This is a genomic window from Paenibacillus sp. PAMC21692 (genome assembly GCF_014303795.1).
GTDB classification, from domain to species: domain Bacteria; phylum Bacillota; class Bacilli; order Paenibacillales; family Paenibacillaceae; genus Pristimantibacillus; species Pristimantibacillus agaridevorans.
The window spans coordinates 3,963,119-3,989,470 of record NZ_CP060293.1 but is presented as its reverse complement, the minus strand read 5'-3'; the positions used below and the strand labels follow the sequence as shown (position 1 = coordinate 3,989,470).

Annotated in this window: 21 protein-coding genes; 4 read left to right on the top strand and 17 right to left on the bottom strand. The window is 50.6% G+C overall.

Annotated elements, in window-relative coordinates; all coding sequences use genetic code 11:
• Nucleotides 1-18: 18 nt before the first annotated feature.
• Complete coding sequence (locus tag H7F31_RS15735) at nucleotides 19-918, bottom strand: sugar phosphate isomerase/epimerase family protein (protein ID WP_261800437.1); 900 nt, start codon at nucleotides 916-918, stop codon at nucleotides 19-21.
• Between the two features lie 140 nt (nucleotides 919-1,058).
• Between H7F31_RS15735 and H7F31_RS15730 the strand changes: the two genes are divergently transcribed.
• Entirely contained in the window at nucleotides 1,059-1,871 is an 813-nt protein-coding gene (locus H7F31_RS15730) for a helix-turn-helix domain-containing protein (RefSeq protein WP_187104952.1), read from the top strand.
• 109 nt (nucleotides 1,872-1,980) lie between these two features.
• On the opposite strand, the gene H7F31_RS15725 is transcribed toward H7F31_RS15730, so the two are convergent.
• The 6 genes from H7F31_RS15725 to H7F31_RS15700 all read right to left on the bottom strand — a co-directional run bounded on the left by H7F31_RS15725 (nucleotide 1,981) and on the right by H7F31_RS15700 (nucleotide 7,766).
• Nucleotides 1,981-2,784 (bottom strand): sugar phosphate isomerase/epimerase family protein, encoded by an 804-nt coding sequence (locus tag H7F31_RS15725; protein ID WP_187104951.1) that lies wholly within the window; start codon nucleotides 2,782-2,784, stop codon nucleotides 1,981-1,983.
• A gap of 5 nt (nucleotides 2,785-2,789) precedes the next feature.
• Complete coding sequence (locus H7F31_RS15720) at nucleotides 2,790-3,785, bottom strand: phytanoyl-CoA dioxygenase family protein (protein WP_187104950.1); 996 nt, start codon at nucleotides 3,783-3,785, stop codon at nucleotides 2,790-2,792.
• A 92-nt stretch (nucleotides 3,786-3,877) separates the two neighbouring features.
• Nucleotides 3,878-4,783 (bottom strand): AraC family transcriptional regulator, encoded by a 906-nt coding sequence (locus H7F31_RS15715; RefSeq protein ID WP_187104949.1) that lies wholly within the window; start codon nucleotides 4,781-4,783, stop codon nucleotides 3,878-3,880.
• 77 nt (nucleotides 4,784-4,860) lie between these two features.
• Nucleotides 4,861-6,252 carry an ADP-ribosylglycohydrolase family protein gene (locus tag H7F31_RS15710; protein WP_187104948.1) on the bottom strand — a complete coding sequence of 464 codons (1,392 nt, stop codon included), beginning with the start codon at nucleotides 6,250-6,252 and terminating at the stop codon, nucleotides 4,861-4,863.
• Nucleotides 6,253-6,320: 68 nt separating this feature from the next.
• The gene (locus H7F31_RS15705; protein WP_187104947.1) at nucleotides 6,321-7,202 is read right to left on the bottom strand and encodes an AraC family transcriptional regulator; all 882 of its coding nucleotides are present in this window, start codon (nucleotides 7,200-7,202) and stop codon (nucleotides 6,321-6,323) included.
• Nucleotides 7,203-7,358: 156 nt separating this feature from the next.
• Complete coding sequence (locus H7F31_RS15700; RefSeq protein WP_187104946.1) at nucleotides 7,359-7,766, bottom strand: hypothetical protein; 408 nt, start codon at nucleotides 7,764-7,766, stop codon at nucleotides 7,359-7,361.
• Nucleotides 7,767-7,964: 198 nt separating this feature from the next.
• Between H7F31_RS15700 and H7F31_RS15695 the strand changes: the two genes are divergently transcribed.
• Nucleotides 7,965-8,525, top strand: coding sequence for a helix-turn-helix domain-containing protein (locus tag H7F31_RS15695; RefSeq protein WP_187104945.1), 561 nt, complete (start codon nucleotides 7,965-7,967; stop codon nucleotides 8,523-8,525).
• 217 nt (nucleotides 8,526-8,742) lie between these two features.
• A complete protein-coding gene (locus tag H7F31_RS15690; RefSeq protein WP_187104944.1) occupies nucleotides 8,743-9,975 on the top strand; it encodes a CynX/NimT family MFS transporter in 1,233 nt (410 codons plus the stop codon).
• A gap of 235 nt (nucleotides 9,976-10,210) precedes the next feature.
• Here H7F31_RS15690 and H7F31_RS15685 read toward each other — a convergent pair whose 3' ends face one another.
• The 8 genes from H7F31_RS15685 to H7F31_RS15650 all read right to left on the bottom strand — a co-directional run bounded on the left by H7F31_RS15685 (nucleotide 10,211) and on the right by H7F31_RS15650 (nucleotide 21,087).
• Nucleotides 10,211-12,517, bottom strand: coding sequence for a glycoside hydrolase family 3 C-terminal domain-containing protein (locus tag H7F31_RS15685; RefSeq protein ID WP_187104943.1), 2,307 nt, complete (start codon nucleotides 12,515-12,517; stop codon nucleotides 10,211-10,213).
• A 7-nt stretch (nucleotides 12,518-12,524) separates the two neighbouring features.
• Nucleotides 12,525-14,120 (bottom strand): response regulator transcription factor, encoded by a 1,596-nt coding sequence (locus H7F31_RS15680; RefSeq protein WP_187104942.1) that lies wholly within the window; start codon nucleotides 14,118-14,120, stop codon nucleotides 12,525-12,527.
• 13 nt (nucleotides 14,121-14,133) lie between these two features.
• Nucleotides 14,134-15,921 (bottom strand): cache domain-containing sensor histidine kinase, encoded by a 1,788-nt coding sequence (locus H7F31_RS15675; RefSeq protein ID WP_187104941.1) that lies wholly within the window; start codon nucleotides 15,919-15,921, stop codon nucleotides 14,134-14,136.
• A gap of 98 nt (nucleotides 15,922-16,019) precedes the next feature.
• Nucleotides 16,020-16,850 (bottom strand): carbohydrate ABC transporter permease, encoded by an 831-nt coding sequence (locus tag H7F31_RS15670; protein ID WP_087566370.1) that lies wholly within the window; start codon nucleotides 16,848-16,850, stop codon nucleotides 16,020-16,022.
• A 15-nt stretch (nucleotides 16,851-16,865) separates the two neighbouring features.
• A complete protein-coding gene (locus tag H7F31_RS15665; protein WP_087566371.1) occupies nucleotides 16,866-17,738 on the bottom strand; it encodes a carbohydrate ABC transporter permease in 873 nt (290 codons plus the stop codon).
• A 302-nt stretch (nucleotides 17,739-18,040) separates the two neighbouring features.
• Nucleotides 18,041-19,354 (bottom strand): ABC transporter substrate-binding protein, encoded by a 1,314-nt coding sequence (locus tag H7F31_RS15660; RefSeq protein ID WP_087566372.1) that lies wholly within the window; start codon nucleotides 19,352-19,354, stop codon nucleotides 18,041-18,043.
• A gap of 145 nt (nucleotides 19,355-19,499) precedes the next feature.
• Nucleotides 19,500-20,519 (bottom strand): glycoside hydrolase family 130 protein, encoded by a 1,020-nt coding sequence (locus tag H7F31_RS15655; RefSeq protein WP_187104940.1) that lies wholly within the window; start codon nucleotides 20,517-20,519, stop codon nucleotides 19,500-19,502.
• A 187-nt stretch (nucleotides 20,520-20,706) separates the two neighbouring features.
• Nucleotides 20,707-21,087, bottom strand: coding sequence for a glycoside hydrolase family 16 protein (locus tag H7F31_RS15650; protein ID WP_261800436.1), 381 nt, complete (start codon nucleotides 21,085-21,087; stop codon nucleotides 20,707-20,709).
• Between the two features lie 176 nt (nucleotides 21,088-21,263).
• Between H7F31_RS15650 and H7F31_RS15645 the strand changes: the two genes are divergently transcribed.
• Nucleotides 21,264-22,859 carry an alkaline phosphatase family protein gene (locus tag H7F31_RS15645; RefSeq protein WP_187104939.1) on the top strand — a complete coding sequence of 532 codons (1,596 nt, stop codon included), beginning with the start codon at nucleotides 21,264-21,266 and terminating at the stop codon, nucleotides 22,857-22,859.
• Between the two features lie 29 nt (nucleotides 22,860-22,888).
• On the opposite strand, the gene H7F31_RS15640 is transcribed toward H7F31_RS15645, so the two are convergent.
• Both H7F31_RS15640 and H7F31_RS15635 read right to left on the bottom strand, forming a co-directional pair.
• Complete coding sequence (locus tag H7F31_RS15640) at nucleotides 22,889-24,463, bottom strand: response regulator (RefSeq protein ID WP_187104938.1); 1,575 nt, start codon at nucleotides 24,461-24,463, stop codon at nucleotides 22,889-22,891.
• A gap of 3 nt (nucleotides 24,464-24,466) precedes the next feature.
• Nucleotides 24,467-26,305: a sensor histidine kinase gene (locus tag H7F31_RS15635; RefSeq protein ID WP_187104937.1), complete on the bottom strand. Its 1,839-nt coding sequence runs from the start codon at nucleotides 26,303-26,305 to the stop codon at nucleotides 24,467-24,469.
• Between the last annotated feature and the right edge of the window lie 47 nt (nucleotides 26,306-26,352).

Genomic DNA, 26,352 nt, shown 5'->3' with positions numbered 1-26,352 from the left:
CGGATCTGGAGCCATACCCTAAATCTTTGCCACAGCCAATGCCCAAGCCCGTTCGGCCAGCTTCTTAAGAATGAGCGCCTGCTCCCATCGGTCGGACAGCTCTTCTTCTCCCGACTTCATGGCGTATGGCGCCGGACCAAGCTCGCAGACGAATGGAAATACGTCGCCGGGTCCCGCCCCTGTCAACCATTCGTGCATGCAACTCGACCACCAGCTCACGAACCTTGCAGAGCATGGATCGTCGCCCTCTCTGCCGATCTCCGCCTGAATCTGCTGGCCGTTCGATACCCGGCCATGTATGCAGGAGGCGCGCCTGAACAAAGGCTCGAACCAACGCCCCGCTTCGATCGCATCCTGCTCCACGGTTATCTCGCCCGCGAGAACATAATGGGATAAGTCCAACGTGAGGCGCAGCTCCGGCAGCGCTTCGATGTACGACAGGGTTCTAAGCAGGTCTTGCGTAATTTTGCCTCGATGCGTCTCGACGAACATAGGGATTTGGGCCCGCCCGGCCGTCTCCAGCAGCCCGCCTAGCAAACGAACGGCCTCGTCGCCCGTCACGAAGCTGTTTGCGACCTGAGCGTTCACGTATTGCGCTCCGAGTTCGCGACACCGTTTCAGTACCGGAAAGAACGTGTCACCCGATGACGGAAAGCTCTGGACGCCCCAATGCAAACCATGACTCCGCAGCAATCGGACCCAGTCTTCCTGGCCATGCTCAGGCAGGCGGCTTAGCAGCCCAGCGAATCCCGCCTCCGCCACCCGCTCCAGCTTCCGCTCTATCGAAGTGCCCTCTTCGGACGTTCCGTTGATCGCCCACCAGGATTGATGCACTTCCAGCCGCGGGGGCCGGTTCGATCCATCGCTGATGCGCCTCATTAGCCCCCCGGACGTAATCGTTTTTGCCGATTTCTTCATGCCGAGCACCACCCTTTTATAATATTTGTCGTTTCTATCATTCAATGATAGAGTAATAAACATGCGAAAGAAATGAATGATTTGATTCAACTATTTATACAATTTGACTTATAAGCAGGAAGAAAGGAGCTGGGCGGGAGATGCTGGGGGTTCCATTGTTCATTCCGGGAGAGTCTTACGGCAAGGTCGTTTGCGAACGGGGGTGGAAGTGGAATCGCGGCGACGTTCCGTTTCACGATTACGATCTGTGGTATGTATGGCGGGGAGAAGGGCGGCTCGTTCTTAACGGCGAGGAGCATCCGCTGTCGCACAACCAGTGTTATCTGTTTCGGCCGGGCGACCGCGTGGACGCCTGGCATAATCCCGACCTGCCGCTAGTCGTCACCTATATTCATTTCACTGCAAAAGGGAGCTCCGAAATGCTGGCCGCTCTCCCGTCCCGCTATGATATCTCTTCCCCGTACGTTATCGAAGCCTATCTGGACAGATTCGTGCAAGTTATGACCTTAAGGGAGCACCGCCATAAAGAAGAAGCCTGCATGCTGCTTCGCCTCCTTCTTATGGGATTGGAACGGGAGAGCTTGTCTAGCAAAGAGGCTTCTAGAAGGCGGAGCCCGCATCTCGAAGCAATGACGAAGATCGCCGCAACGATTCGGGAAAATCCGGCTCAGGCCGGCACGATCGCGGAACTGGCGAAGCAGGCGTATTTGTCGCCACGCTACTTCTCTATGAAGTTCAGGGAAACGATGGGCCAGACGATCGAGAGCTATATCATCGAGAAGAGGATCGAACGCGCGGAGCTGCTGCTAAACCAGCACGGCATGATGGTAGGGGAGGTAGCGGAAGCGCTGGGCTACCAGAACATCTATTATTTTAGCAAGCAATTCAAGAAAGTTAGAGGCTACTGCCCTTCGAAGGCGGGGAGGCGGGGCGCTTTGCATCCAAATGACTAGCATGAACGGATAACGATCTCATCCTGAGCCTGAACATCGTCAAAAGCGGCATGGGAATGAAATCCCGATACCGCTCGCTCGCTCGCTCCACTTCTTCACTACAAAACCTTTATCCCATCCACTGCACATATTTTTTCTTCAGGCATTCCGTCATCCACTCGTTCACTTCCCACAAATCCGATATCGGCTTGTTTGTAAACGGATCTGTCGGCATATAGCCCGGAGGACCGAATTCCGCCGTAAAAGTGGTCTGCTCCTTGCCCGACTTCGTCTGTGCCGCGAAGATGCGCTCCCACCATTGCAGGAACAAACCGAGCTCCTTCTCGAAATAGGGCGAAGCCGGATGCGGCACCTGCGGCCCCTCGGGAAAACCGATTCGGCCGTGCACGTGAATCGCTCTTTCGATCGCAAGCCCGATCGCTTCTTGCTGATCTTCCAGATACGACTCGCAAACGTTTACCCAGTGGCTGAAGTCTGCCGTGATACGCAGCTCGGGAAATTTGTTCAGAAGTCTTGCCGTCGTCCAGGGCGTGAACATCGCGCGCCCGCGATGGGTTTCGTGACCGACCCGGATACCCGCCTTCTGCTCGATTCGCAGAGCTTTCTCGTAGAACCGATCCTGATCGGACTCGCTCATGCTGTCTTTGGCGCTATGGCAGACGATCAATACAGGCTCGAAGCTTGCCGCCCGCTCGACTTGCTCCTCGAAGCTGCCTGCATGGTCGCCGTACGTGAATGTCTGAATAATGTAGGATAGGCCATGACGCTTAAGCGCTTCCTTAAACCCCGCTTCATCCTCGCGGCTTGGCATCGGAGCCTCGACGCCGGCATACCCCGCATTCGCTGCGCGTTCCAGCAGCAACTCGTAGCTTCCTTCCAGTCCCCACAACGCTTTAAATACGTTTAACTTCATACCGTTCACTCCTTCTTCATGCCCATGGGCATCATCATGCCGTTATCCATCCCCATCATGGCGATACTTTCTCCGACCTCTGTCTCGTCCGTCAAATACACTTCGGTCCCGAAGACCGGTTCGGAATACGGCTGCGACGTGCTGCCTCTGGCCAATATCTGGCGATAATTGCCCGAGTCCCCCTCGAAGCCGTCATGATCCCAAGGCACCCAGGAGCGCGCGTTGCAATAGTGACAAACATACGAACGGCGATACCTGTCCGTCGTACGGTTCGGGTATGAGCGATGGAACAAATGCGAGTCAAAGAACAGGACGTCTCCGGCGCTAAGCTTAACGGGAATAGGCGGCGGGTAGTTGGCAACCACCTTGGAGAGCGTATTCACTTGATCGTCGATATGACTGACGTTTTGAACGCCGTGCAGATCGGAGAATGCGTCGAGCGCATGGACATTGCCTCCTCCAACGCGATCCGGCGGATAGACCGGTTCGTGATTAGAACCCGGAACAACCCATAAACAGCCGTTTTCTTCATCGACTTCCTCCAGAGCGACCCAAGCGCCGATCAGCGTATCCGGATGCGTCCGAATGTAGCAGGAGTCCTGATGCCATCCCTGGCCGCCCTTGCCGGGCGGATTTAAAAACATCATGGATTGCAAGGCGTATACATCAGGGCCGATTAGGGCTTCCGTTACGTCAAGAATAAGCGGGTTCAGCATGCCGCGTTCCGCAGCAGCATTAACACGGGATAACATGTGAATTCTCGTCGCCGCAGCGAACTCATCCTTCAAAGGATCACCGTTATTCTCGTCTGCTTTCTTTTGCGGTTCTAGTTCCTTGCGTCTGGCATCTTCCGCCAGCTCGTACAGCTCGCCAACCTGCGAAGAATCCAGCAAACCGCGAACGATCAGATAACCATCCCGATGATACTGCTTGTACTGCTCTACGCTAACCAAATATCTGTTGTCCCGTTGTCGGGATTTCGGATAATAAAATTTTCCCATTGAAAAAGGCCTCCTTCATCGACTCGTTTCAATTCCTATTGTAAAAAAATCGATGATGGTTCTCCATGGAACGATACCTACAAATGATGTATTTATTTGATGTACGACTCTTGAACGATGACTAACCGGTTTGACGGAAAAAACACGGTCGAAGACGGTTCAAAAGGCTCAACTGCATGGCGAAACAGCGTAGCATTGGAGCGCTTAATATAATCCGAAGCCGAGATCCCCCGGATTTTCTTGTACGTTTTTGAGAAATGATGTTCGTCCGTAAACCCGACTTGGAATGCGATCTGCTTGATCGTTCCCTTGCCCCTCAGCATCCATTCCTCTGCTCTACGCAGCCGGAGTTCCAGCAGAAACCGTTTTGGCGACATGCCCGTACAGGCGGAGAAAACTCTCGTAAAATGTTCGTGCGACCAGCCCGAACGGCTGGCGACTTCTTCGATGCTAATCGCCTCGGACAATTTCCTGGACATAAACGCAATAGCCTGCTGAACCGGAATCGGCAGCGACTCCGCCTCATTCATGGCGTGAGCATCCGTGGAAGCAAGCTCCTCCAATGTCGTCAGCATCAACGACGACAGTCTTCTCAGCCAATGAGGCGGCTGGCGGTTCGCGATCCACAATATTTTCTGCAATATACCGGGCACGAGCGGGAATAGGTCTGCAGAATAGTAAGAGCGGCTCTCGAACAAACTCTCGAATCCGGGCTCCCGGTTTCTCAAAAACAGCGATTCGAAATGAATGAACAAATGACGGACGTTTCTGTCCGGATCGAAATGGTAGCTGTGTTCTTCCCCCGGGCGGGTGACAAGGAGGCATGGCTCCGTTAACGAATACGACTTGCCGCCTGCCGTATAAACCGTGTTTGTACCTTCCGGAAAATAAACCAATTCGAAATCCGGAATAATGCGAGGGCCGAGCACGTATCCCGCTTGCACCCATAAATCTCCGACGCAGTGAAACTGGATCGATTGCAACTCGCTAGCTGTCATCCTCATGCCCTCCATCTAAGCCCTTTTATCGAAAAATCAGTTGCTGCGGCAGATGGACATCTCAGCCGACCAAGCAGCTAGCTGTTACCTGCCAATTGTCCCGACAGCTTGCGGAAAACGTTGTAGCTGCGCTCCGCGCATTCCGAAATGGCAATGGGATGAAAGCCAGGCAGGTCCGCATACAACGTATCGTTTAAAGGAGCCGTCCATGTGGAAGGAAGCGCATCTGCTCCCAATGCCGCGCCCATAATGGATCCTACCGTCGCCCCGTTGCAATCGGTGTCCCAGCCACCCAGTACGGAAGTCGTGACCGCCTTCTCGAAGTCCCCGTCGCCAAAGATCAGGGAAGCCGCGACCAGCGCCGCATTATTATTCGTATGAACCGGATGGTAATGCTTGAACGATTCCCAGATTTGATCAACAAGCGAGATTTGATCCCTGGCCGCGGATGCGATCTCCACTGCTTTATGGATATCCGCAGCAAGCCTGGACGTCGCCGGAATTTCGCTAAGGCCGATCTCGACGATCCGGCGCGGGTCCTTTTCGGCGAACGCGGCGGCAATCATCGCCGCAACGAACATTTCACCGTAAATCCCGTTCTTGATATGCGAGAAGGAGGCATCGCGCCATGCCAGTTCGGCAGCCAGCTCGGGCTTTGCTGCTGCCCCGTACGCGAAGCCGTCTGCGCGAATTTGGGCGCCAATCCACTCGCGGTATGGATTCAAATGCGTGCGAACCCATTCCAGTTTTTCTTTCCATTTCTCCGGTCTGTCAGTCTTCATATGAGAAGTCATTTGAGAAAAATTCAAATACGCCTGCGTCTCGGCCGTACAAACTTGAGCATAAGTAAGGCGATTATGCCATAGCTTGCCGATATCCCATGAATCCCAATCCAGTCCTTTCTCTTCGAGCATGATCAATCCAAGCACCGTATAACGAATATCGTCGTCGGTTTCCATAAATGCAATCCGCTCGCGCGTGCTCTTCAAGCCGTAATGAGCAAGACCCAACTCCTTCGCTCCCGGCGATTCGATCGGCGTGTAACCTTGAATCGGCCAGGCGTTGGCGCCTTCAAACCAGAGCTGAACGTTTCTCCAGCCGGGATTGCCATTTGCTCCAGCCATGTACGGCCCGTGCTCAAGCGGCTTGCCAAGGGCGCAACCGACGCTCCGTCCCAGCCACGCTCCATAAAATTTGTCGCGCCATTGCTGCTCCGACCATCCGGCCTTCAGACTGCGCGGTCCTTCCGGACGCAGCTTGCGAATGCTCTCCAGCTCTGACGGCTCCTCATAAGGGAAGTCCGTTCTCGCTTGCAGCTTGGACAGTTCCTCATACAGTCTCATGAGCTTTCCTTCATCGTCGCCCGCTTCCTCCACTCTTTGAGCGAAGCCCTGCGTGTCGCACCCCTCTTCCGTTCTTTGGACAACCTCTTCTCTTACGAGCGCTTTCAATGGATCCCAACCAGCCATACGCATTCAATCCCTTCCGCTTGTTTAGGACTGATTATATAAGAAGACGAAGCCGAACGCTTCCCAGATCAAGGCAGATCATTCTCAAAAATTGCAATTCCCGAATATTTATTCCGATAGGCCATGGGAGAAATGCCTTCCGCTCCGGCAAATAAACGATAGAAGGAAGAAACGCTCTGGAATCCGCTTGCAAAACAAACCTCGGTCACCGGCATATCCGTCCGTACCAAAAGACGGCGCGCCTCGGCGAGCCGGAGTAATAGCAAATAATCTTTGAAACCTCGTCCGAGTACCTCCTGAAACATTCTCGACACTCTGGAGGAGCTCAGATGGAGCATTCGCGCAAGCTGTTCCAGATCCAGCGGCTCATTGAAGTGCTCCTGCATATAAGCGGATATGATGCGGAAGTTCGAGAAGGAATCGGTTATTTCCCTCCACTCGGATGGCGGAATATCGGTGCTGCAGCTACGCAGCAGATGGGAAGCGATTTGCAGCAGCAAGCCTTTGGCCATCATTTGATATCCCTCCAGCTTTCGGTCCAGCTCCAGCCATATGGATTGCATCAATGGCCAAATCGCTGTTGCCAATGCCGAGCCTGAAGGAATCAGGTTCTGAAACCGTTCCGAAGGAATGGAGAAGGGAAGCAGCAATCGTTCGTCCTCCTCCAGCAACAGACCAGGATCGAAATTCAGGAACAAATAGGAGCTTGGATTATGCTCCGCCGAGCAGGCGATATGCCTTTCCGTATTATTGACAATAAATATATCTCCTGGAGCGACAACGTATTTTTTGGAGCCGAAATAAAACTCGCCCTCGCCCGACACGCAGCAGCCGATCTCCAGACTCGCATGATAGTGCAGCGGTTCTCTATACGAACGCGGCGTCCAATAAAAGGCGTTGATCGCGATATCATGCTCGTATTCAATGTTCAGACGCATGCTTTTGACCATGCTTCTCACCTCTGACTTCATGGTAGAGGGACGATTTAGCGCTGTCAACATGCCGAAAGATCAAAACGAATCAGCCCCCGCCTGATTTCTCAAGACGAGGGCTGGTTCTTTGTCGAAAAAATGACTCTTCTTATTCATATATGCACTGCATAGCCATTACGCATGTTTCGCCTTCACTTCCGCATAATTCAACTTTACCGTCGTATTCAGAGGAAGACGGTCTTCCTTTTCCATCGTCCAAAGCAGCAGCTTGCGCTCGAGCTCCGAACGAATGCTCGCGAAGGCCGGGTCCTCGAAGCGATTGTGCAGCTCGTCGCGGTCGTTCGTTTTTGGCTGGACTGTCTGTCCTTCTACTTCCTGGACCAGCTTTCGATAAGCCTCCTGGCTCTTGCCAAGGGAAGGAAAGATCGGACTGATCAGTAGGGTGGCCGCCAAATTCATGTACAGCTTTAGCGAAGCCTCCAAGCGGGCGCCTTTCGCGGCTATCCACTGGGCTACCGCAAGTTCGCTGCGCTCTGTGCCGCAAGTAATCAGCATCGCCCAGCTTCCGCGATCCAGAGCCACGGTACAGCTCCAAGGGTACCGTAAACGTTATTATGGCATCACTCAAGGATAAGGGAAGCCACATGCCTCTATTTACCCCATTCGGGTGACTTTCGGACTCCTTAATACGGGAGATTGGCAAGCTCAAATATGCGATCTGGAAAAGAATCTGGATAAATAATATACTAGCTATAACGTTTTTTTGTTGAGGTGAATTTAATGGATGAAATCAATGAATCAAAAGAAATCGTATTACAAATCGGTGTTGCCTTGAAAAAGTACAGAAAAGAAAAAAACATGAGCCTAGACGACTTATCGGAACTAACGGGCGTAAGCAAACTTACTCTGGGGAATATCGAACGTGGAGAGACAAATCCAACTTTGGCGATTATATGGAAAATTTCAAAAGGTATATCTTTACCGCTATTGGCTTTGTTCAAATCAGAAGACTCTGCTAGTTTGTATCGAGCAGGCGAAGGATTGAGGTTTTCTAATGATCAAAAAAATTGGATCATTGAACCAATCTTTAAAAGTAACGATATTGAAATGTGTCGGGCTTACTTACAGCCAAATAGCTCGTATCAGCCTGAAGGTCATCATGTCGATACAACTGAAATTGCGACAGTCATGACTGGTTCCATTGAAATTCAAGTCAATGGAGAGATTTTCACATTGAATCAATATGATACTATCAGTTTTCGTGCAGATTGTCCTCATTCTTATACCAATCATACGGATAGCGAAACAGTGCTCCATATAGCCTTAAAGTACGATTTCTAAAGTCGAAAATTCCACTTATTAAATACAACTTTGAATTCCATGACGGGAATTTCAGAGTTGTATTTTTGTTTTCAGACGAACGAAAGTATATTATAAATTACTTATTGATAAATAAATTATGTTATAATATACTTTATTTATTCGCGCGGGTATATCGTTTTTATAAAATCAGCAGGAAGCAAATAATACGCAAGAATTCAGGAAGGAGAAATTAAGAATGCCGAACAAACAAAATAATAAAGCCGTACCATCCTCTATAGGGCTGATCATTCTCGGCATTATTGTTATTGCAGCTAATTTACGTACTCCCTTAACATCAGTCAGTCCTTTAGTGAGTCTGATAAGGGATGACCTTCATATTTCAAATACATCAGCAGGCCTGATCACAACGGTACCCTTGCTTGCATTTGCTTTATTATCGCCCCTAGTACCAAAATTAGGACAAAGGCATGGGGTTGAACGCATCATAATGATCGCCTTATTCTTTCTGACTGTAGGTATTGTAATACGTTCTTTATCTGGCGCAGCTAATCTGTTTATCGGGACAGCAATTCTTGGATTCGCAATTGCCGTATGTAATGTATTATTGCCAAGTATAATCAAAAGGGATTTCCCAAATAAAATTGGCTCCATGACAGGTATTTACTCCATTTCAATGAATTTATGTGGAGCAATCGCATCGGGAATCAGTGTGCCTCTAGCCGTAAACGCAGGTCTAAAATGGCAGGGAGCATTGGGAATATGGGGGATTCTAAGCTTTGTATCGATCCTCTGTTGGTTACCCCAATTAAGAAATCAAACGAAGCAAACAACCACGACGAGTCAACAAATGGCCAGCAACGATGTGAATGTTTGGAAATCCCTCATTGCCTGGCAAGTAACCTTGTTTATGGGTTTACAGTCCCTGGTTTTCTACGTTTTGATCGCATGGTTGCCTGAAATTTTAAAGCAGCAAGGAATTGATCCAAACCAATCAGGATGGTACCTCTCGATCATGCAGTTAGTTATGCTCCCATTTGCCTTTATTGTCCCCGTTATTGCTGGGCGCATGTCTAGCCAACGGTTTTTAGTGGTCATTACAACCATTTTGCTATTGACGGGAACGATTGGACTTCTTTACGGAAGCTCCAATATTCTTCTGTTGTGGATCATCATGCTCGGAATTGGTGGAGGCTTCGCCTTTAGTTTGGCCATGATGTTTTTCGGGTTACGTACTGAAAGTGCGCATCAAGCAGCGAAACTGTCTGGCATGGCACAATCGATCGGATATCTTTTTGCCGCAGTCGGTCCTGCTCTTATAGGATATCTGCATGATGCGACAAATAGTTGGAACCTGCCACTATTCATTCTGCTTGGCGCTTCGGTCTTGCTCTTTTTAGTCGGTATAGGAGCAGCAAGAAACCGTTTTGTAGGTAGCCGAAATAGTTACGAGCTGCCGCGGAAAGCATGAAGGGGATACTTTCGTTACTATTAAGCCCCTTACAATTTGAGATTTAACCTGTTTCCGCCCTAAGAGTCGCAAAGACCGTCAATCTATTTTTGCATGACAACCGCAGGCTCATGATCCACAGTCTGGTATGTCGCATTATTTTCCTAAACTATAAAAAAGCACTGCGTTTCTCCTAGTCGAGATCGCAGTGCTGATTCAATTAAAGGCAAGATACTACATCCGGTAATATATTCTCCTATACTATCGCCAGCTCCGCACTCAAAGTATGCTGCAAATTGCCGCCTACTTTAACCTCCGCCTTGCACGGCTTGACCGCAAAGGCCATGGAGCTGTCCCAGATGCCCAGCTCGTCGGCTCCCAGCTCCAGCGTGACCTCCCGTTCTTCGCCCGGCTCCAGAGCAACCTTGACGAAACCCTTCAGTTCGGCTATACGTCTGGTCACCATGGACTCCCGGGCTTTAATGTACAACTGCACCGTCTCCGAACCTGCGACATCGCCCGTATTTTTAACCTTGACGGCAACCTTGACGCGCTCTCCGTTTGCGAGATCGCCTGCGGCAATCGTCGCGGCGGACAAGCCAAGCTCCCTGTACTCGAAGCTCGTATAGCTGAGCCCATGCCCGAACGCATACAAAGGCGCTGGCGTCATATCGACGTATACGCGCGGACGTCTCGGATCCTTCTGGTTGTAATATACCGGCAGCTGCGCCGTCGAACGCGGCAGGGAAACCGGGAGCTTGCCGCTAGGGTTGACATGACCGAACAGGATTTCTCCGATTGCCTGTCCGCCTTCCTTGCCCGGATACCATGCGCACAAGACGGCGTCCGCCAGCTCGTCCACCTCGCCGATGGCATGGGGGCGACCTTGAATCAATACAACGACAACGGGCGTACCTGTTGCAGCCACTGCTTCCGCCAGCTGAATTTGAGCTGCACCCAGCCGCAAATCCGCCAAATCTACCCCTTCGCCGCAATCCATCTCGGCGGGTCGCTCGCCCGCAATGACCGCTTCGCCGTTGCCGTCGAACAGATCGCCGAATTGTCTCGTACTGCTGCCGCCCAGAACAAGCACGGCGACATCCGCGGCCTTGGCGGTTTCAACCGCTTCGGCGATACCTCCTGTCGATGCGTCGCGGATTCCGCAGCCGTGCGCATAGACGACTTCAACGTCTTCCGTAGCCGCCATCCGAATCCCTTGCAGCACGGTCGAGCCGGTCTTCGGACGCTGGACGCTCGTATAGTCCCCCAGCTGATTGTATATTCGATCGGCATTGGGCCCGATCACCGCGATACGCTTAACGTTTGCATCAAACGGCAGTCTCATGTTGTCATTTTTGAGCAAAATGACGGACTCGCGAGCAATAGCCAAATTGATACGGCGTATGTCCTCGCTGCCCACGACGGATGCCGCCTTGGTTTCGTCCGTATAAGGACGGTCGAACAAACCCAGCTCGAACTTCAAGCGAAGGACGCGGGCAACCGCCCTGTCGATATACGACTCGTCGACGAGCCCGGACAAAACAGCCGCCTCCAGCGTCGTAAACGATTTGTCCCACAGACTTAAGTCGACTCCCGCGGATAAAGCAAGAGCAGCAGCTGCTTCATGTCCGCCCGTGAGCGCCAGCAACCGGTCAATCGCCTGGCCGTCGGCCATCACGATCCCTTCGAAGCCCCATTCCTCACGCAAAATTCCCGTCAGCAGCTTGCTGTTGGCATGGCATGGAATGCCGTCGATTTCATTATAAGCGGCCATAAATCCAGCCGCCCCCGCCTTCGCTCCGGCCATCGCGGCCGGCAGATGAATCTCCCGCAGCTCCCGCTCGCCGATGCTTGCCGGTCCGGCGTTTTTGCCGCCAATCCCGGCTCCCTGCGCGCTGAGATGTTTTAATACGACGGCGACTTTATCCGCCTCCGCGAGCTGAGACCAATCCCCTTGCATGCCCCGTACAACGGCTTTCGTAAACACCGACGCCAGATGGGGATCCTCGCCGTAACATTCCTCCGAACGTCCCCACCTTGGATCCTGCAAAATATCCAACACGGATACCAAAGCAAGATGCGCGCCCCGGCTTCGGATTTCCGCCGCGGTCAAGCGATAAGCACGTTCCATTAACGCCGGATTCCAAGTCGATCCCACATTAAGATTAACCGGCAGCATCGTCCCGTCCAGCGCCTGATGGCCATGCGGACTCTCTTCGCTAAACATAACGGGAATGCCCAGCCGGGTATGCTCCAGCATATATCGTTGAATTTGATTCGCCACGACGGCGCTGTCCTCGGCCGCAATGCCGTTGTAATAATCGACGCCCGACCAGGGATCGCTGCGGAACAATCCGTACAGTGCGCCCATCCCGCCGAATGCGGCTGACTCTTGCTTAAACGCATCCGTTAGCGCATAGGATCCGCCTTCCTGCTTCTCGTACGCATTCCAGCCGTACATCCGTTGATTTAATTGCCCGACTTTTTCCCTGAGCGTCATTTTCGACATCAAATCGTCTACGCGCTCTTTGATCGGCAAGCCGGACTGCTTGTATTTTTCCATAGATGCTTCACCCCGGATCCATGTTTCCTGCCTGCATGCTTCTGTATTTCTTGGGAGTCATCCCCATGTATGTCTTGAACACGGAGACAAAATACTTGTATTCCTTATAGCCGACCTGAGCCGCAATTTCGAACACTTTGTCATGCGTGGTAGCCAATAAACGTTTGGCCCGTTCCATTCTCAACTCGTTCAAATATTCGGTAAAACCTTTGCCCGTGCTTTGTTTGAAAATGTAGCTGAAATAACTGGGCGTAATCTTAAGCCAAGCCGCAACCTCGGAAGCTTTAAGCTCCTGGGTGTAATGTTCATCGATATACCGTTTGGACTTCTCGACAATCCAGTACGAACGGTCGCCGCCGCTTTGCTCGATCATCTCGAATAGCTTTTGCATGTCCCGCAGTATCGCTTGTTCGAGCGACTCATACGTATTATAGAGGTTTGTATCGATGGCGCTGCCGCCCACTCCCGAATCCAGCCCCGTAATGCCGCTTTTGCGCAGCCGCTGTCTCAGCAACGTAAGCAGCTCCTCGTACGCGGACTCGATTTCGCACAGAAAGTAGAGCTGCTCCCTAAAGAAGGCGAACAGGCTCGCAACCGCTTCTTTCATTTCATTTTGGCTCTGCTTAAACAAGGCCGTAGATAGCAGCTGTACCGACTGGGCCAAGTCGAGCGCCGCCGGCCGCCTTCTTTCGCTCCACACAAGCTCCGTCCGGGAGTCAAGCACCGTTGCCTGCTCTAACGCATAATAATTCAACAGGTTCGCCGCTTCCGCGCAGCGCAGAGCGGTTTCGTTTAAATCCTCGTAAAGCTGCGACACCCCAAAATAAACGACAGGCGGTTGCTTGCACGCGCGGGCCATTTGATCCCATATCGCTTCCCATTCCATCGCTTGCAGCTTGTGATCGGCCACAATCAAGGTGACCAACAAATTCTCGTGATCAAAGATAGAGAAAGAACGGAGCTCGGGCCGACCGTCCGTGATTCGCAAAATGTTGCCCGACCACTGCTCCCGCAGCTCATCGAGCTGCTCCTGCGCCAGCTCCCCGTATCGCTCCTGATACCGATCCAGCTGACTGGCAACAATACGATATTGGGAGCCCTGCAAGGACGAAGGCGCTTCTTTGCTGTACGCGATTCCATTTCTGGCAACGTTGGTGAGCCAAAGCTTGATCTCCTGCATCCCGTCCAGTTGGCTGCGGTTGCGCATCTCCTCCACCATCCGGGTAACGGCCTTGCTTAGTTCGTCGATCTCCACGGGCTTGAGCAAATAATCATGAACGCCGATCCGCATAGCTTGCCTTGCATAATAAAAGTCCTCGTAACCGCTTATGATGATGATTCGGACATCCGGATAACGCCGCGCAAGCTGTCTGGAGAGTTCCAAGCCGTCCATGCCATCCATGCGAATATCCGTCAGCACGATATCCGCTTGCTCCCGCTCCATCAATCGAAGAGCTTCCTCGCCGTCATAAGCCTCCCCAATCACTTCGACGCCCAGTTCATTCCAGTCGATTGTATATCGAAGTCCCTGGCATATGACGGGTTCATCGTCTACGATGATCAATTTGATAAGCTGCCGTTTCTCTTCAACCTGGTTGTCCATGATGTGCACCGCCTTAGCTTTCTGCATTCGGTAGAGGCAGCCGCAGCCTGATCACGGTTCCCTCGGGTGATGATTCGACGATTTGCAAGCCATACTGCTGCCCAAAGGAAATCGTCATCCGCTCATGGATATTGTGCAAAGCGCCGCGCTTGCCCATCATCGGTTCAAGCGAATGACTTCCTTGTATGGCCTCCATGATTTCTTTCTTGCGTTCAGGGGTCATTCCCTTCCCGTTATCCGAGACGTCCACCCAGATATCTTCCTCATGCCGATAGGCGATAACTTCGACGATATGGACAGGCTTTGACTTGTCCACTCCATGTTTGAAAAAGTTCTCGACCAACGGTTGGATGGAAGCCCTTAGCGTTGGCGCTTCCTCGATCTCGGCTTCCAAATGCAACTTGTACGCCAGCTTGTCGCCCAGCCGGTACTGCTGCAAGAATAAGTAGGCCTGTACAAACTCCATTTCTTTTGCGAGCGTAGTCTGATGTTGATTATTCCCTACCCGAGCCCGGAAAAATTTGGACAACATTTCGATCAGACGGCTCGACTTGTCCGCTTTCTCCAATCTTGCCGTCCAGCGGATCATATCCAGCGTATTATACAGAAAATGAGGATCGATCTGATTCTGGAGCAGCTTGAGCTCAGACTCTCTTTCGTTCAGCTCCAGCTTGTACTTATGCTCGATCAGCTCTTCGATCGTACCGACCATCGCATTAAACTTCCGATTCAAGTCCGCGATCTCATCCTGCGATTCCACCGGAACTCTTACGCTGAAGTCGCCTCCGGCTACGCGAACCGTTTCCTTCTTCAACCTTAATATGGGCCTTATGATCATATAATTAAAGCCGTAAAAAGCTGCCAAAGCCAATACGATAATAGCCGCCAATATCGCTGTCATCATCCATTCCGCGCTTCGGAATTGTTCGGAGATATGCGATTCGGGGATCATCGCGACGATCGTCCAATCCGTTATGGGCATTCGATGATAAAGCGTCATGTGAGGCTCGCCGTTTACATCGACCGTGCTAAGACTGCGCTTGCCCCGGGCTAACTCGTTGATTTGTTCGGCATAAGGCTTGTAATCTTGAGGCGTCTGATCATTCGAAGCGAGAAGCAGCTCGCCTTCCGCACCCAATAGATAAACCTGGCCGGATGAATCATTCAGGATGCCCTTCTCCAGTTCGGACACCATGCTTTGTTCGTCCAGCCGGATTGTCAGCAAGCCTAGCGGCCGCGTGATATCGACATAGGAGTTGAGCACTCTTATCAAGGAAAACACGTTAACCTGACCGTACCAGGCGCTTTCCAAGGCATAACCTTGCGTCCAGAACAAGCCGCCCTTTTTGGCTATGGCTTGATCCTGCCAACCGCTTTCATCGCCGGTAAACGGCTCGCCCATCCCGATGGAATTGCCGTTGTTTCCGACGATCTCAATGGATCGGATATAGCTTTTGGACATCAACTGGAAGGTCAGGAAGTTTTCGATATCGTTTTTCAAGTCTGCTTTCTGTTGATCGCCGAGAGGCGGAGAGGTCCGCAAATATTGCCGCATATCCGGACTTAAAATCAGGTAGTCGGCCATATCCGTCACCATCTTCGTCTGTTCGGACAGCTGGCTTGTGACATTATCCAAATTACGTTGGATGGCGCTTATATATTGTTCTCGCAAAACGAGCTGGTAGTTGTACTGGACAATAACGCCAACCCCGACAGTAGGCAAAATCACGAACAACAGAAAGATGATGAGCGCTTTTTTCCTCAAGCTCAGCCTTGCCCAACTTCTTCTGCCCATTGTCATGATGCGCCTCCTTAGCTGCCGGTTCTAGGGCGTGTATGCATACACGCCCTAGCGTTTAACCTTGTGGGACATATTGTACATCTATGTGGAATAACGAATCAACCTTTTACCGCGCCGGCCGTCATGCCCGTAACCAATTGCTTCTGCAACAGGAGATAGAAAACGACAATCGGGATAAAAGCAATCGTTAACGCAGCCATCTGAAGCGTATAATTCGCTGTTTCCAAGCCAACGAAGTTGGATAGGCCGAGCGGCAGCGTCTTGAGGCTGTTGGACGTGATCAAAACCAAAGCGAATAGATATTCGTTCCAGTTGTAGATGAAGTTCAAGATAACGACGGTTGCCATCGCGGGACGCGTAAGCGGCAAAATGATGGACCAGAAGATCCGGAAGATGCCCGCGCCGTCCATGATGCCCGACTCCTCCATGTCCTTCGGAAAGCCGCGCATAAAACCTTCCAGAATAAAGACGGTGAGCGACAAATGAAAAGCCGTATAAGGTAGAATGAGCGAGAAATAGGTATCGATCAAGCTCAGTTTTTGCATGATAAGGAAGATCGGAATCAAGGTTGCATGGATCGGAACCAGCATGCCGAGAAGGAACAAGGCATACGTAAATCCGCGCAGCTTAAATTCGAATCGGGATAAGAAAAACGCCGCAAGCGCGCCCAAAAACACGGTCACGATAAGCGAAATAAACGTAATCAGGAAGCTGTTAATAAAATAAGTGTCCATATTGGCGATATCCCAAGCCTTCACGTAGTTCGAAAGCTCGATACCCGTCGGGAAGGAAAACGGATCCGCTGCATATTCCTGCTCCGTCTTAAATGAGTTAATAATCATCCAGAAGATAGGGACCAGATTCATAATAGCGAACAAACCTAAAAATACGTAAGCGAATATTTTGAATAATGGAGATCTCTGTTTCACGATTGCTCCTCCCTCCTATGCCTTTTCCTTGCCGAGCCGGTTTGCAATCGTAATCACGACCAAGCTGAACAGCAGAATCATAATCGACACCGCGCTACCATATCCATACTCCAAATTGACGAAAGCGCTGGAATACATATGGATCGTCATAACCTCGGTTTGATGCGCCGGACCGCCTCCGGTCAAAACCTGGATGAGGTCGAACACGCGGAAGGAGTTGCTGATGCTGTACACGATCGTGACCATCAGCGTGGCTCGAATCATGGGAAGCGTAATGAACCAGGTCCGCTTAAGCCCCGTCGCTCCGTCCAGCTCCGACGCTTCGTTGACTTCGTCGGGTATATTTTGAAGAGCGGCAAGGAACATGACCATATATAGGCCGACGTTCTGCCAGATGTAGGCGATGCTGATGGACAGAATCGACCACTTGGGATCGCTAAGCCAATTCTGCTGCCAGCTCTCGAGCCCCACGAACTTCAAGAAATTATTAAGCAAACCGAACTCCGTGTTGTAGATCATCCCCCAAATGAGCGAGACCATAACCGAGGAGATAACGACCGGCATAAAGCCAACCGTACGGAAAAAACCCGAACCTTTAAGGCCTTTGTTGAGCAGCAATGCCATCAGAAGTCCTAACGGCAGTTGGCCGACCAAGCCCGTAATCATAATGACGATATTATTTTTAACCGAAAGCCAAAACGTATCGCTATTGAACATTCTCACGTAGTTGTCGAATCCGGCAAATTCTTTGGCGCCGATTCCGTTCCAATCCATCAGCGAATAATAAAAGGAAATTCCGATTGGAACGATGGCAATTCCCAGGTAGATAAGGAGGGCTGGAAACAATCCGATAAAGATGGCCAGCTTGCTCCGTTTAAGCGTATGCATCCATCATTCTCCCTTCTAAGGTAGTTCAAAAAGTTCGCTTCCCATTACGAAGTATCCCGAGTAGCCTATTCGACGTCGAATATTGAATTCAGCCGAACCTTCCGTTTCTCACGTAGCTCTGCTACGCTCCGATACTCAGTTTCTAGCTTCATTCAATCTTCTCGGTACTGAGAACCGAACTTTTTGAACATGGATTTTCTGTGGTAGTTCAAAAAGTCCGCTAACTTTTCCACGGCTCTAGACAGAGAAAACCCGGAACCCGGGTTTTCTCTGTCATTGCCTCAAACCTGACAAATCGAAGCTTATTTCTTGTTGTACTCATCCATTGCAGCTTGCGTATCCTGCGCGACTTCCTGCGGCGTTCCGCGACCTACGGTCAGAGCCTGCAAGCCGTTCTGAATGACGCTGACAACTTGAGTCGGAATGATGCTGTCGAATACAGGAGCAGTTCCTTTACCCGTCAATTCAAGCATTTCTTTAAGATACGGGCTTGCATCCTCCGGAACGTCGACTTTTGCGGGAACTACAACGCCGTTGCTGATCAAGTCTTTGTATAAATCTTCGCTTACGAAATATTTCATAAATTCTTCGGCAGCCGCTTTTTTACGCTCGTCCAGCTTGCTTTTGATGGCGATGCCGTACTGAACGACGCCGGCGCTTTTGGCCGGATCGCCTTTGCCGCCCTCTACGCTTGGGAACAGAGCGATACCGAATTTGTCGCCTTGTTCATTATTGATGCGCACGCGCGCATCCACTGTCGAGGACGTGATATGCAAAGCCGCTTTGCCCTGGATCAGATAGTCCTGGCTTTGTACCGAGTCCATGTTGTTCGCATCCGTATTAAAGGCATCCAGCTTGGCGAGCTCATCGATAACGGAGATGGCGCTGACAAATTCAGGATCTGTGAATTTCGCTTCGCCTTTCATGACCTTCTCCAGGAAATCGCTGCCCGTAAAACGGTCGCCGACGATAGACAGAATCGAGGACTGCAATGGCCATTGTTCTTTGTTGCCGAGCGAGATCGGCGTCAAGCCAGCCGCTTTCAGCTTTTTCACCAGCTCGATGAAATCGGCATAAGTGGTAGGGAATGCGTCGTAACCTACGCTTGCCAGCATCTCTTTGTTGTAATAAACGATATCAACAAATGTTTGCTTCGTCGGAACTGCGTATTGCTGATCGGCTACGTTAAATGGCGAGAGCGCGCTCTCCGGCAAAATTTCTTTCCAGTTATCCATCAGACCGTTGATCGGCTCAAGCAAACTGCCTTCTACAAGCGGCGCCAAATCTGCTCCGGGCCACACAACGTTAATATCCGCCAGGTTATTGGCTGCCGCGAGCGTGCGAAGCTTGGTTTTATATTGAGCGGAAGGGACTTCATCGGTTTTGATCACGATTTCCGGATGATCTTTCTGGAACTGTTCGATTCGCGCCTTATACACATCGTTGTCGATGTTAGGCGTTGTCCAAGGATGCATCATCGTTAACGTAACCGTTTCCGTTTTAGAGCCGCCGCTTGCGTTGTTTTCTTCGGAATTGCCGCATGCCGCAGTCGACACGGCCATTAATCCTGCCAGCGAAACAAGAAGAGTTCTTTTTTTGAAGTTTGAATGAGCCATTTTTAACCCTCTTTCCATATTTGTAATCGCTTTATTTGTGAAGATCAGTAATTGGGGCGCCCAATTGATCTATACTTCCATTATAAAAAATCTTAATAATCGGAAATATCCCAAAATTCTTCGATTTTATCCTGTATTATGTCAGTTACTTTCGATTCGATGGTTCAAGCAGATGTTCAAGCATCTCATCGAGAGGCACTGTCGCAAGCGCAATGGCCGTATCCGTGACGCCATAATAAATGTGCAGAATTCCTTCATCCAGCACACATCCGGTCGGGAAGATGACATTCGGAATTTGGTATCCGAATTTCTCGTAATACGTCTCCGGCTCCATAATAAAGTCCGAAGTACGAGCCAAAATTTTCGTCGGATCCTCCAGATCAAGCAGCATCGCGCCAAGCCGATATACCGTTTGCTGATCGACTCCATGATAGAACAGAAGCCATCCCTGTTCCGTGCGAATTGGCGGAGTCGAGCTGCCAATCTTTTTCATTTCCCACTCTTGCTCCGCTTTCGCGAACAACACCGGATCCTCCCACGTTTTCAGGTCGTCGGAATACGAAATCCAGATTGCCGCCTGCTCGGTGCCGTACTCTTCTCCGATATATTCTTCCGGTCTGCGGAGCAGAGCGTATTTGCCGTTGATTTTCTCCGGGAACAGGATGTTGTTTCGGTCGTTGATCTCAAGCGGCGTCGTTGTGGACACATACTCCCAATGGATCAGATCCTTGGAGGACAACAGGATCGAACGAGTCAGCCAATGACCTTCCTCTTCTCCCCAGCCGTCCGGGTATGTTGGAATGGAACGCTCCGGGATGCCCGTCCCCGTCGGATAGTAGTTCATAGCGCAAGGACGAAGCGCAATCGTCATGTAAAACGTATCCTCGATCTTGACCATGCGCGGATCCTGTACGCTGCCGTATGGGAATCCGAGCTCGTCCGGCGTTAACACCGGCGTATCGACGACGTGGGTAAAGTGGACGCCGTCCGTGCTTTCAAGCAGGCCCAAATAGTTTTTGCAAGGCGTAAGCGAACCCGCCGTTCTTTCGATCATGTAGGTTTTCCCATTATCTTTAATAACGGCAGGATTGAATACGGTTGCCAATCTCCAATCGTACAGACCCGGTACGACAATCGGGTTTTCGGCATGTCTGGTAATGTTCAATGATGTCCCCTCCAGCTTCATGATTTCGTAATATAGTTGTTATTATAGCCCTCCCCGTTGCACACTTATATCCCACCGAATTTAGAAAACATCCGAAATCTATCAATAAAAAAATAAACGGCCCCTCCTGCATGGCAAGAGGATGCCGTTTACCTTCAGTAGCACGCGATGAGCTGCCTGATCATGTTCAACTTTCTACCAATTCCATTTCCCGCATGCTTGCCGGCCAGCTTCGATTCAGATTCGGCGTCGATATCGGGCTTGATCGCCGAATGTCGACCCGGCCGTATTGCAGCGACATATGATCCTTTGTATTGATTTTGCCTGAGGAATATTGCGCGTATCGGTTCGGATCCTGCGCGAATGATCTGACATCGTTTAACGCGCGAATATTCAGCTTTCCGTCCTGCAAGAATACGTTCTGCGTGCTGTTCGTGTAATGCTGCAGCTCCGCGTTGCCCCAACCCCAGCTGTTCGGATCGTTCGTGATGTAATATCCTGTTTCGTAATTCCACTTGTTCGTGTCGAGCGCCGTTCCGCTGAATTCATCCTGCCAGATCAAGTTCATTCCGCTGATAGCCGGATCGGTTGGCGTTCCGATGGCTACATCTATCGAATTTTTGGGAAACGTCTCCGTTGTTATTCATCCGGCAAAAAAAGCAAAATCGTCTATGTATAAAAGTAAGATGATGGAACAGTATATTCATAATAATTATATTATGGAAAGGCTGGTGGACTTCAATCATGCGTGCAAAAAAGTGTCTGATCCTGGTGATGATCTTTACATTGATTCTGGCTTTGGGCTGCCAAAAGCAGGAATTAGCGCCTAAAGAACAAGATTTAGTCCGGGTCAAATCCATTAAAGGTGAAGATTCAAAGAAAGTAATCTTGCTGCAGATCGATTCCTTAATGGCTCAAGCAATTGATAGAGGCATAGCGCAAAAAGAACTTCCCACTATACAATTTCTAATCGAAAATGGTCAATATTATAAAAATGTGGTTAGTTCTTTTCCCACCATGTCCGTGACGATTGATTGTTCACTGCTTACGGGAACATATCCGGATAGTCATCATGTGCCTGGTTTGATATGGTATTCGATGAAAGATCATAAACTAATCAACTATGGAACCGGACCGATAGAGGTCATTAAGCATGGCGTTGACCCGGTATTGGTCGATGCGTTAGTCAACTTGAATGGTAGCCACTTAAACCGACAAGTGCCTACCATCTATGAGGACTTGGCCCGACTCGGGTTGAAATCAGGCAGTATTAACGGTTTGATTTATCGGGGCAACATGGATCATACTTTAACCATTCCTCCCTGGATCCAGGTTCCCGCTTCTTTACCTAAAACAATTCCTGTCAAAGGACCTGATTTTTTAGCGCTCGGTTCATTGTCCGATCCGCTTGAAGACATTAAAAAAATGCCTGACGGTTTAATCAGCCGCATGGGTTTAAATAATCAATTTTCAGTTGAAACCGTCAAGTATTTAATAGAAGCAAATAAATTGCCCGATTTTTTATATGTTTATCTGCCTGATTTGGATCAAAAAATCCATAAAAAGGGACCTTCGGAGCTAGAAGGAGTCAAGAAATTAGATCAACAGCTTCACTCTTTATTGCAAAGCTTTGATTCGCCGAAAGAAGCTTTGGATAAAGTGATTTTTATTCTAGTTGGAGATAGCGGAATGACCCAGATCTTGCCTGCACGAGAAAATCCGGTTATCGATCTGCCTTCCTTTTTCAACGGCTATAAAATTCTGCCTCAGGGCGAAACAGTAACGGACGAAACGGAAATCGTACTCGCAGTCAATGAAACCATGGCTTACGTTTATCATCTTAAAGCGGACAAACCGCTAAGAGACCTTGCCGATTTATTAAAAGCTGATCCTCGCATAGAAATCATTTCGTGGAAGGAAAAGGAGTGGATCTACGCCATTCAAGGTGAAAATTCAAAAGAGCTCAGATTTAAAGCCAATGGAAAACTTGTTGATCCCTACCAACAAAAATGGACCGTCGAACAAAATGCGGAAGTGTTGGATTTGAAAATTAATACTCAGCATCATGCATTGAAATACGGTCAATACCCTGATGTATTGCAACGGCTATCCGGAGCTTTGTTTTCTCACCCTGGAGATTATTTGATTGTCACCGCAAAGCCAGGTTATGAATTGGCAGGCAGAAGCTCGCCTACGCACAAGGGAGGTGGAGGTCACGGATCTCTTGGACAAGCGGAATCCCTGGTTCCTCTTATCGTTAGCGGAACAGATCAAAAGCCGCAATACTTGCGGCTCATTGATATTAAATCATTTCTGCTAAAGCTTCTGGCAAAGCAATAGGCGTCTCATGAACGGCTTGCATTAGCTCGTCAAAGCGCCGTATCCCGGAATGCCTCTTCTTCCTTTCCCTGCTTCCGCCGGATCTGCTGCCGGTATTCCGTTGGCTGCATGCCCATCACATCGCGGAACGTCCTTGTAAAACTTTTATAGCTTTCGTAGCCCACCATGTCGGCCACCTCGACGATTTTGAGTTCGGTATCGGCGAGCAGCCGCCGCGCTTTATCCAGACGTACGTCGCGGAGATACTCCGCGAACCCTTTGCCTACGTTTTTCTTGAACAGATTCGAAAAATAAGCGTAATTCAAGGACACGTGATTGGATACCATCGCGAGATCCAGCGGCTTATGGTAGTTCTCGTGAATGTAACGAATAGCTTCGTTAAGATCCTGCGTATTGCGGTAGCTGCACTTGAATTCGTAATAAAACTGGTTTAGCCGAAGCAGCTGCTGCTGGAGCGCCCCGATATAATCGCGGATGCCCGGATAGTCGAACAGATTGCGCAGACAATCGATATCCAGCGCCTCCTCCCCCAGGTAGGGACGGATGACGCGCTCGTATTCTTCCAGCATCTCCACCATGGCGCGGCATAGCTGCTGCGTGTAACGAATGTGGTAACGCTGCAAGACGCTCTTGTGGAATAAACCGGATATGCCGTCGGCGATTTGGCCGCTGTTTTTTGTGCCGACCAGTTGGAACAAGGCATAAATCTCTTCGTACGGCAGCTGCCAATGCTGCTCCAATCCCTCGATATGAGCCGGCGTCAGACAACGTTTGTCCGGGAACAGATAGCTGTGGCGATACAGCTCCATAAGCGCCGAATAACTATCCGGCAGCTCCTTCAACCCGTGCCGAGGTCCCGTCATCACGGCCACGGCATCGATGCCTCCGTCCTTAAGCGCGGCTGCCAACGGACCGGGATCGACGGCCGCGTCGACCGCAAGGATGAGATGCGGACGATGCTGCAAAGGCAAACAGCCTCGCTTGCCATATACGCCGTACGCAATGGACTCCATGCCATGAGCGCTGACGGCTCCCGGCTGGTTTATCCAGAGCTCCTCTCGCAGCAGACACAGCCGGTATTGCCGCCAGAGCTCCGAGTTCTGTTCCTCCGTCTCGGCTATCCAGCTGCCATCATAGACCGCCCCTTGCATGAACATATACAGTTCCTTGCGATCCGTCTCTCTGGCCCGTCTGGATACTTGCCTCATATTGCGGGAGAGAGCCTGCCTTGTCGATACCTCCTGCAGCACATGCTCCACCGACTTCTGCAAATCCTCCCGTTTCACGGGCTTCAGCAGATAACCTTTGGCGCCCAGCCCGATTGCTTTCTGCGCATAAGCAAAGTCGCTATATCCGCTAATGATGAGGAAATCGACCCGAATCCGTTCTTCCTTGCATTGCTCCATCAGCGTAAGGCCGTCCATATCCGGCATCCGGATATCCGTAATGACGAGCCCAATGCTGTGTTCGCGCAGCAGCTGCAACGCCTCCAATCCGTTGCCAGCGGTAAAAATTTGCTCCAAGCCAAGAGGGAATTGGCTCAACATGGCTTGCAGGCCGTCGCGTATATGCTTTTGATCATCCACGATCAGTATAGAGATCATCGGTTACCACCCTCCAAGATTGGCGTTTGCCCAAGGCATTGAAATCGTGACGCAGGTGTAAGCCCCTTGCTCGCTGTCGATCCGGAGGCCGCTGCCCCGGCCGTAATGAAGCTGCAGCCGCTTGTGCACGTTTTCGAGACCCAGCCCGTTTTTGCTTGCGACGATAGGCGTATCCGATTCGCCCTCCAGCACAGCCTGCAAACCCGCCAGTATGTCCGGGTCGACTCCGTTTCCGTCATCACGAATCCGAATGACCAGCATGCTGTCGTTCTCCACCCGGGCGCTGATCTCGATGGTCACGCTGCCTCCTCTCGGAGCTCCATGATGCACGGCGTTTTCGACGATAGGCTGCATGCACATCTTGGGAATGGCATACCGCGTCAGCTCATTTGGAATGTCGGATAACAGCGCGATGCTTCCGCCTTCCATGAAGTTGATGAACCCGACATAACTTTGGATATTGGCAAGCTCCTCGCTTAAGGCGACCGTATCATTGCGCCACATCATGCTGTAACGCATCAGCGATCCCAATGATACCAGGGCGTCTGCGATCGCGGGTTCCCGCCGCACCTCCGCCAGCATCCGAATGGACTCCAACGCGTTGTACAGAAAATGCGAGTTGATCTGCGAATGCAAAGAGTGAAGCTGCGCGTTTTTGGCAATCAGCTGTTTGTCGACGACCTGGGTCATCAGCTGCTTGATTTCGTCCAGCATATTATTGTAGCTGATGGCCATCTCGTCGATCTCGTCGCCGGTATCTCCGGCAGCGAGGCCGAGATCGATCTTCGCGTCCAGTTGTCCCCTGCGAACCTTGCGCATGGAGATCAGCACCCGGTCCATCCGGCGAAAAATGCGCCTTGTCGTATGCGATACGAGCAGCAGCATGAGCAGCAGGACGAGCAGCGTTACCGCCACCACAAGATAATACCAGTTGCGCGGCCCTTTCATCAGATCCTGATGCGAAGCAATATCCACGACAAAGGCATTAAGCGGTGCGATATAGCGATATAAGGCGTAATAGGCATGGTCGCCGACATAAACCTTGATGGGCTCCTGACCTTGAAGAACGTCCAGTTGCCGATGAATACCGCCCAGGATGTCGCCCATCTCATCACCGGCTTGGAGCGAAAATTTATGCTGAGGATTGTAGACGAAGCGACCGGGATCTCTTCCGTCCATGACTACGGAAAAAAAGTCTCCCCCCGTCTCCTCTAGCATTCCTCCAAAAAAAACGCGATGCTCCGACCGAATTTCCATTATTGTAGGACGTTTTCCGCCCTGACCCTGCAGACGAACAAGGCGATAATAGGATAAGGTGTGCTCGCCGTCCTTAAAGGCAAACAATTGGTAAGAGGATCCTCCCTCATCACGAAGCCGGGTCCAGTATTGCTGCGGCCAGAACTTGTCGTAATGATAGATTTCCGGCCAAATTTCATGCACGTTCGGATTGTCGACGTAAAAGCTGAGCTCGCTGATCATTTCGTTGCTCTGGATAATATTATGCATCTGCTCGAACTGATTTTGCCTGAATTTCACAAGACGCAGTCCGTCCCCGAGCATGTTGGAATGGATAAAATCGATAAATGACTTCTGCGTAAGCGCGGTAGAGGAAGCGTTTTCAAGTATGCCCATTCTGGACCGCAGCTGTTCGCTCATCCGTGAGACATGGCCGTTACCGGCGGACATCGCTTCCTTGTATAGCTGCGATTCCTGCACGCGGATAAATAAAAAAGATACTACAATCGCCGGAATCGCGATCATGACGCTGAAAGCCAGAAACAGCTTTTGCGAGATGCTGGCATTTCGATAGATTTTCCTTATTTTTATGCTTACGGCCTTCATTTGGATGTCCTCCCCACTTCAGTAATATATCATAGTTGAAAAGCGGG